The 7,766-nt window shown below is 39.2% G+C and carries 9 protein-coding genes; all 9 read left to right on the top strand.

Annotation, left to right across the window (positions count from 1 at the left end):
• The first annotated feature begins 129 nt into the window (after positions 1-129).
• The 9 genes from AC11ZT_RS00855 to tgt all read left to right on the top strand — a co-directional run bounded on the left by AC11ZT_RS00855 (position 130) and on the right by tgt (position 7,674).
• Positions 130-1,056: a hypothetical protein gene (locus AC11ZT_RS00855; RefSeq protein ID WP_484057794.1), complete on the top strand. Its 927-nt coding sequence runs from the start codon at positions 130-132 to the stop codon at positions 1,054-1,056.
• 30 nt (positions 1,057-1,086) lie between these two features.
• Positions 1,087-1,827, top strand: a complete 741-nt coding sequence (gene nadE, locus AC11ZT_RS00850) for an NAD(+) synthase (protein ID WP_484057793.1) — start codon at positions 1,087-1,089, stop codon at positions 1,825-1,827.
• Between the two features lie 87 nt (positions 1,828-1,914).
• Positions 1,915-2,604 carry a YhcN/YlaJ family sporulation lipoprotein gene (locus AC11ZT_RS00845; protein ID WP_484057792.1) on the top strand — a complete coding sequence of 230 codons (690 nt, stop codon included), beginning with the start codon at positions 1,915-1,917 and terminating at the stop codon, positions 2,602-2,604.
• A gap of 195 nt (positions 2,605-2,799) precedes the next feature.
• Positions 2,800-3,324 carry a BofC C-terminal domain-containing protein gene (locus AC11ZT_RS00840; RefSeq protein WP_484057791.1) on the top strand — a complete coding sequence of 175 codons (525 nt, stop codon included), beginning with the start codon at positions 2,800-2,802 and terminating at the stop codon, positions 3,322-3,324.
• 328 nt (positions 3,325-3,652) lie between these two features.
• On the top strand, positions 3,653-4,267 hold the full coding sequence (ruvA, locus tag AC11ZT_RS00835) for a Holliday junction branch migration protein RuvA (RefSeq protein WP_484057790.1): 615 nt from the start codon (positions 3,653-3,655) through the stop codon (positions 4,265-4,267).
• Between the two features lie 5 nt (positions 4,268-4,272).
• Complete coding sequence (gene ruvB, locus AC11ZT_RS00830; RefSeq protein WP_484057789.1) at positions 4,273-5,274, top strand: Holliday junction branch migration DNA helicase RuvB; 1,002 nt, start codon at positions 4,273-4,275, stop codon at positions 5,272-5,274.
• Positions 5,271-5,471 (top strand): DUF2905 domain-containing protein, encoded by a 201-nt coding sequence (locus AC11ZT_RS00825; RefSeq protein ID WP_484057788.1) that lies wholly within the window; start codon positions 5,271-5,273, stop codon positions 5,469-5,471. Before ruvB ends, AC11ZT_RS00825 begins: the two co-directional genes overlap by 4 nt.
• A gap of 14 nt (positions 5,472-5,485) precedes the next feature.
• Positions 5,486-6,514, top strand: coding sequence for a tRNA preQ1(34) S-adenosylmethionine ribosyltransferase-isomerase QueA (queA, locus tag AC11ZT_RS00820; RefSeq protein WP_484057787.1), 1,029 nt, complete (start codon positions 5,486-5,488; stop codon positions 6,512-6,514).
• 20 nt (positions 6,515-6,534) lie between these two features.
• Positions 6,535-7,674 carry a tRNA guanosine(34) transglycosylase Tgt gene (gene tgt, locus AC11ZT_RS00815; protein ID WP_484057786.1) on the top strand — a complete coding sequence of 380 codons (1,140 nt, stop codon included), beginning with the start codon at positions 6,535-6,537 and terminating at the stop codon, positions 7,672-7,674.
• Positions 7,675-7,766: the final 92 nt, after the last annotated feature.

Raw genomic sequence — 7,766 nt, 5'->3', positions numbered from 1 at the left:
CATCCGTGCCATATGCTCCGTATCCACAAGCATCCTACTATCGTCAGGACCAACAATCCCTATTTGGCACACCAAAGATTGATGATGATGACAATGAAACATAATGAACATAAAAAAGGCGATGCATGTATGAATCGCCTTTTTTTCTTCTTGCAACAAATAGGTATGAATGTTAGCAAGGTTATTCCGATAAAACCGCATATATATGTTGTTGAAACGGATAATGATAAATACGTTTTAAAGGGATATGCTACCTTCAAAAAGATGTGGCTACAGCTTATGATTTCTAAGCAATTACAAAAAACTGGATTTTCCTCTACATCATTTGCTAGGCTGCTTCCGAATGGAAAAACATATGAGCAGTTCGAATCGACCTACTGGTTATTATTCGATTATTTGCCATACAATGAACCATTTTCATTCCGATTGAAGGAGGATCGCAAGCATTCGCTTGAAACTCTCCATTTATATCATACCTATGCGTGTATGCTTCCTGAACAGTTTTGTTCAATTCTACCCGTTCAGACTGTATGGTTAAAGTGGTACAAACGAGTGAAGACAATCGATATTCACAAACAAGTTTTATCATTTTATATGGGAGAATCAATCGTACGAAGGGTTCTGGACTGGTCATCTTTCGCATTAGCCCGTTTTTCTCCTACTGAGATATCAGCATCTATTCATACATGTTTGCACGGAGATATTACGGAGCATAATTATGTAAAAGCTGATCAAGTATATTTAATTGATTTTGACTGTATGAGCTATGGTCCTATCATTTATGATTATGTGAAATGGTGTCATATAGCATTGCCTTATGAAAATTGGTCATTAGAGGAACTTACAACATTTTATGAACTGAAAGAACTCCTTAGCAATCGTATGTTTCTTCTTTTCCTTCTATTCCCGGAAGATCTAATACGTGAATGGTACTATTTTTTGTTTCTTTCTGATAATGAAAAAAAACGATTCGAGCAGCAATTGATTTATTTCACAAAAAAGCAATTTCGGTTTCGCTTACAATTTGTCGAGCGATTATATAATATGGTAACATAATCACAAACATACGAAGGGAAGTATGGAATAATGGAAGAAACAATACAAAAACTTGTTGAATGGCTACAGTTAAAAGTGAAGGAAGCTCATGCAAATGGTGCAATTGTTGGGATTAGTGGTGGAATTGACTCAGCAGTTACAACACACTTGATTAAGCGTGCCTTTCCTAATCATTCAGTTGGATTGATTATGCCTTGTAAAAGTAATGAAAAAGATGCGGAAGATGCACTGCGAGTCGTTGAAAGCAGTGGTATTGAACACTATGTGATTACTTTAACAGATACCCATCATACTTTGTTTCATGAGATTGAATCACAACTAAAGAGTGCTGGAACATGGAATGAAGAAAAAGCGAAGCTTGGCGATGCAAATACAAGAGCACGTCTTCGTATGTCAACTTTGTATGCAGTTGCAAATAACTTTAACTATCTTGTTGTTGGCACAGACAATGCAGCTGAATGGCATACTGGTTACTTTACGAAGTACGGAGATGGTGGGGTTGACCTAGTACCTCTTGTTAACTTTACGAAAGGTGAAGTGCGTGAGTTAGCAATCGCATTAGGTGTACCTGATGAAGTTATACATAAGGCACCTACTGCAGGACTTTGGGAAGGCCAAACGGATGAAAATGAAATGGGAACAACATACAATATGATTGATAAATATTTAAAGGGCGAAGAAATTCCAGAGAAAGATCGTCTAATCATTGAAAACATGCACGCTCGTTCTGAACATAAACGTCACTTAGCAGTAGCACCTCCTAAGTTTTAAACAATATCTGTCAGTTTAAAAATCACCCTCATGAGCCAATATAAGAGAGAGCCAAAAGGCTTACTCTTATTCGTGGGGGTGTTTGCATTGCATAAAAAAGTAAAGCAGGTTGCAACAACTCTTTTGCTAGTGGGCACACTAACAGCTTGTAGTACTACTCAACCAAAAACGTCCATGGAACAGCAAACTGGATATGAGCAAACATCTTATAGGGGACAAAGCTACTATCCAAATGTACATGGTAATATACCGTACACTAACGTAACAAATGCAAGTATTAATCAAACTACGGTTCCTAATTATGGGAATGTCAAATACTCAAAGATTAATCAACACATTCATAATAAACGCAATAGTGTTGCATACGATTACCATACAGACCCAACATCCCAGTCACATTTTTATAATGCGTATCCAAAACGCAATATAACAATGAACGGATATGATTCAGCGAAAGATCGTAAATTGGCAGAAGATCTTACACAACGAATCAACCGTATGAATGAAGTAGAAAAAGGGGTAACAATTGTAAAAGGAAACGATGTAATCGTGGCGATAAGACCACGAGTTAAAGGGGAAGAGAAAAAGGCAGAAGATGCTGTTTCAAAAGAAATTTCGCCAATCACAAATGGGCGACATGTAAGAATAACTTCTGATGAAGTAATGTTTAATAAAGTACAATCGATGAGTATTCATTTGCTAAGAGGAACCATGACCCCTAGCTTAAAAACGGAAATGGATAGTATGTTTCAATCTATTCGTCCAAACGTAATGTAAGTCTCGAAGAAGGAGAACGCTTAGGCGTTTCTCCTTTTTTGGTTTGCTACTAGGTAGAGAAGGGTTTGCTAGGTTTCAGGAGAAAGCTTCAACTAGATAAGATGGATAAAACGTCTTCATATGGTCAAACTAGTAGTGGAAACTCATAACTCTAAGGGTTAGTTCAAACTAACGATTGTAGGAGATGAAGGTTGAATGAACTTTCTAGCAAAGCTTACACTCATACTAGTGTGTGGAAGTGCCTTTCTATTTGAAGCTTCTCTTTCTAGCTTTGCCAAAGATACGGAACAAATGCTTCAAGAGAAAGAACCATCCATTACCGTTGTTTTGCAGCGTGCCTATGTAGATGGAGAAGTGAGTGAGGAAATATTTACAGAAAAAGTGACGAACATAGAAGAAATGTTGAAAGTGTATAAGGATTGGCAGCTTGTCGACCGAGATGATACGCAAATGGTGATGCAAAAGCGGATTAATGATATTTCTCCGTTATTAAAAACGAGCGGTTATTTTGGTATTTCAAAAAAAGGGATGCTGCAACTTTATCAGGGTGTTCCGAAATCTAATCATGCGATTCACTCTTTTTTTCAGATAGATATGGAAAAATTGGAGAGTTATCGCAAAGATCAGTTAGAGCGCGGCATTCGGGTGAAATCAAAAAAGCGGTATGAGCAAGTGTTAGAAACAATGAAGCAATATTCCGTTCAGAAAAAAGGCACCTAAAAAACTATCGAAACATCCTCTGAGGGTCATACAAAAAGGATAATTCCTGCTTGTGTTTCCCTTTTTTAATAGAATAAGAAAATAATTAAACGAAAAAGCGCCTTTTTGTGCGAGTAACCTCTGCCCTATGGAGCAAAGCAAGTCGATTCCGCTTTTCTTGTCTGGCTCCATCGACTAGCTCCTCCGGTCAGAGAACCCTCGCCCATAAAGGCAAAAAGCGCCTTTTTGTGCAAGGAACCTCTGCCCTATGGAGCAAAGCAAGTCGATTCCGCTTTTCTTGTTCTTATGTTAAAATGGAATACATGACTTGAAAAGGGAGAGGACATCTTTGTTTGAGTATATTACAGGTTGTGTAGAGTTTGTAGGGCCTGAGTACATCGTTCTCGATTATAATGGAATGGGGTTTCAATTGTTTACTCCAAATCCTTACGCTTTTCGTAAGAGTGATAAGGCGATACGTATTTATACATATCAATATGTTCGCGAAGATGTGATTGCTTTATACGGATTTATGACGCGTGAGGAACGTTCCTTATTTATGAAATTGATTGGTGTGTCTGGTATTGGACCAAAAGGGGCACTTGCCATCTTGGCTTCAGGGGAGACAACGCAGCTTGTACAAGCGATTGAGCAGGAAGATGAAAAGTTTCTTGTTAAATTTCCAGGCGTGGGTAAAAAAACAGCTCGCCAGATGATGCTGGATTTAAAAGGAAAACTATCTGATATTGTTCCAGATGCATTTCCTACTTTATTTACGACCCCTATAGAGTTGCATACACAACATCCACAAGTAGAGTTAGAAGAGGCTATAGAGGCGCTTCAAGTTCTTGGTTATGCGCAGAGGGAAATTTCCCGAATTGTCCCTGATTTAAAAGGGGAGCAGTTAACAACGGAGCAATATATTAAAAAGGCGCTGCAGCTTCTATTACATGGTAAGAGGTGAGAAGCATGGAGGAACGTCTTGTTACGGGTGAATCTGTATATGAGGATGATGAGCTTGAATATTCATTACGTCCGCAGCATTTACGTCAATACATTGGTCAAGAAAAAGTAAAACGCAATCTAGAGGTTTTCATTGAAGCAGCAAAACAGCGTGAGGAAACCTTGGATCATGTGTTGTTATATGGACCACCGGGACTGGGGAAAACGACATTAGCCACAATTATTGCACATGAAATGGGAGTTAACGTAAGGACCACGTCTGGACCAGCCATTGAACGTCCTGGTGATTTAGCGGCAGTCGTTACCGCGTTAGAACCTGGTGATGTATTATTTATTGATGAAATACATCGTTTGCCTCGTTCGGTCGAAGAGGTATTGTATCCGGCAATGGAGGATTTTTGCTTAGATATTGTGATTGGGAAGGGTCCGACAGCAAAATCTGTTCGTCTTGATTTACCTCCGTTTACACTTGTTGGTGCGACAACACGTGCAGGGGCTTTATCAGCACCACTGCGTGACCGATTCGGTGTTCTATCACGTTTAGAATATTATACGGTAGATCAGCTTACAGCTATTGCTCAGCGTACAGCTGATGTTTTTGGTGTTGTCATTGATAAAGTCGCTGCGATAGAGATTGCAAAACGATCACGTGGAACCCCGCGTATTGCGAACCGTATTTTACGACGTGTCCGTGATTTTGCACAAGTTCGCGGCAATGGTACGATTACGATGGAGATTACCCAAACGTCACTCTCTCTTCTGCAAGTGGATGAACTAGGCCTTGACCATATTGACCATAAATTACTGATCGGCATTATGGACTCGTTTCGTGGAGGACCAGTTGGGTTGGAAACTATTGCAGCAACCATTGGAGAAGAATCGAATACTATTGAAGATGTATATGAGCCGTATTTAATGCAACTAGGTTTTCTACAGCGGACTCCGCGCGGTCGTATTGTCACGCCGCTTGCCTATGAGCATTTTCATAGGGAGGTACCTACAAAATGATGGATATGTCCAAGTTATTTTTAGTAATTGGTAGTATATGTATTGCAATTGGTTTGCTTTGGCGGTTTATTGGAAAAATACCCGGTGATATTTTGATTAAAAAAGGAAATGTGACGTTTTTCTTTCCTATTGTTACGTCCCTTATACTGAGCGTAATCCTATCCGTCATTTTTTACGTTATACAACGATTTAAATAGAAACAGGTGGAATAATGGATATTAATGAATTTGATTTCGACTTACCAGAAGAATTAATTGCACAAACTCCGTTAGAAAAACGAGAAACATCTCGTTTAATGGTTTTAAACCGAGAAACAGGAGCTATTCAGCATAAACATTTTTATGATATTGTCTCCTTCTTACAACCAGGAGATTGCCTCGTTCTAAATGAAACAAAGGTTATGCCGGCTCGTTTGTATGGAATAAAAGAAGATACAGGAGCACATATTGAAGTTCTTCTTCTTAAGCAAGAAGAGAACGATTGCTGGGAAACGCTTGTTAAGCCTGCAAAGCGCGTGAAGGAAGGAACAATTCTGTCTTTTGGTGATGGAAAGCTACAGGCTGTTTGTATCGGCACGGAGGAGCAAGGCGGCCGTAAGTTGAAATTTTCTTATGAAGGAATTTTCTATGAAATTTTAGATGAACTTGGTGAAATGCCTCTTCCACCATATATTAAAGAAAAACTTGAGGATCAAAATCGTTATCAAACGGTTTATGCCAAGGAAGTAGGATCGGCCGCAGCACCGACAGCTGGTCTTCATTTTACTAAGGAATTATTGCAAACGCTAGAGGAAAAGGGAGTGCAGTTAGCATTTATTACGTTGCATGTTGGTCTTGGGACATTCCGTCCTGTGTCGGTAGACAGCATTGAGAATCATAAGATGCATTCTGAGTATTATCATATGTCAGAGGAAACGGCTTCCCTATTAAATAAGACAAAGCAAGATGGCGGTCGTATTATTTCCGTTGGAACGACTTCTACACGAACACTGGAAACCATTGCAACGATAACAGGTGGACCATTCCGTGCATGCTCTGGCTGGACCGATATATTTATTTATCCGGGCTATACGTATAAAGCGATTGATGGTTTAATAACAAACTTTCACTTGCCTAAGTCTACTCTTATTATGCTTGTTAGTGCTCTGGCTGGTAGAGATCATGTTCTGCAAGCATACAATGAAGCAGTATCAGAGAGATATCGATTCTTTAGCTTTGGAGATGCAATGTTAATCTTGTAGAGGGAAGAAAGGAGTTATATATGGCAGCTGTAACCTATGAATTAATTAAGACTTGTAAACAAACAGGTGCACGTCTTGGCAGAGTACATACACCACACGGTTCATTTGAAACGCCTATTTTTATGCCGGTGGGCACACTTGCTACTGTGAAAACAATGTCACCTGAAGAATTGAAAGCAATGGATGCTGGTATTATTTTAAGTAATACGTATCATCTATGGCTTCGACCAGGACATGAAATTGTGAAAGAAGCAGGTGGTCTTCATTCTTTTATGAATTGGGATAGATCTATTTTAACGGATTCTGGTGGGTTTCAAGTGTTTAGCTTAAGTGATTTTCGTAAAATAGAAGAAGAAGGTGTTCATTTCCGTAATCATTTGAACGGAGACAAGCTCTTTCTCTCACCGGAAAAAGCAATGGAGATTCAAAATGCGCTTGGTTCAGATATTATGATGGCGTTTGATGAATGCCCTCCTTATCCAGCAGAGTACGACTATATGAAAAAGTCTGTTGAACGGACGAGTCGATGGGCAGAACGTTGCTTAGCAGCACATGCTCGCCCTAATGATCAAGGTTTATTTGGTATTGTGCAAGGGGGAGAATATGAAGAGCTTCGTAAACAAAGTGCACGTGACCTTGTTTCTCTTGACTTCCCAGGGTATGCAATAGGGGGACTTTCTGTAGGAGAATCGAAGGAAGTTATGAACCGTGTGTTGGAATATACAGCGCCGTTATTGCCAACAAACAAACCTAGATATTTAATGGGGGTTGGATCACCCGACTCTCTTATTGATGGAGCGATTCGTGGCATTGATATGTTTGATTGTGTTTTGCCTACTCGTATTGCAAGAAACGGTACTTGTATGACAAGTCAGGGACGCGTTGTCATCAAAAATGCACAATATGCAAGAGACTTTGGTCCACTTGATCCAAATTGTGATTGTTATACGTGTAAAAATTATTCTCGCGCATATATTCGCCATTTGATTAAATCAGAAGAAACGTTTGGAATTCGTTTAACGTCTTACCATAATCTTTATTTTCTGCTAAAATTAATGGAGCAGGTGCGACAAGCCATTCGCGAAGATCGTCTTGGCGATTTTCGGGATGAATTTTTTGAACAATATGGCTTTAACAAACCGAATGCAAAAAACTTTTAAAATGTACATAATTTGAGGAGGACTAAAAGTATGAATGCGTTTGTTGTACAAGTATTGCCGCTTCTTTTAATGGTTGTTGTATTTTATTTCTT

This window comes from Ectobacillus sp., assembly GCF_056992975.1.
This window is presented reverse-complemented; position numbering and strand designations above follow the sequence as displayed.

Coding starts and splice junctions, on each gene's coding strand:
- AC11ZT_RS00825 (WP_484057788.1), top strand. CDS start 5,271: ATGATGGATATGTCCAAGTTATTTTTAGTAATTGGTAGTATATGTATT.
- tgt (WP_484057786.1), top strand. CDS start 6,535: ATGGCAGCTGTAACCTATGAATTAATTAAGACTTGTAAACAAACAGGT.
- ruvB (WP_484057789.1), top strand. CDS start 4,273: ATGGAGGAACGTCTTGTTACGGGTGAATCTGTATATGAGGATGATGAG.
- AC11ZT_RS00840 (WP_484057791.1), top strand. CDS start 2,800: ATGAACTTTCTAGCAAAGCTTACACTCATACTAGTGTGTGGAAGTGCC.
- AC11ZT_RS00855 (WP_484057794.1), top strand. CDS start 130: ATGAATCGCCTTTTTTTCTTCTTGCAACAAATAGGTATGAATGTTAGC.
- queA (WP_484057787.1), top strand. CDS start 5,486: ATGGATATTAATGAATTTGATTTCGACTTACCAGAAGAATTAATTGCA.
- nadE (WP_484057793.1), top strand. CDS start 1,087: ATGGAAGAAACAATACAAAAACTTGTTGAATGGCTACAGTTAAAAGTG.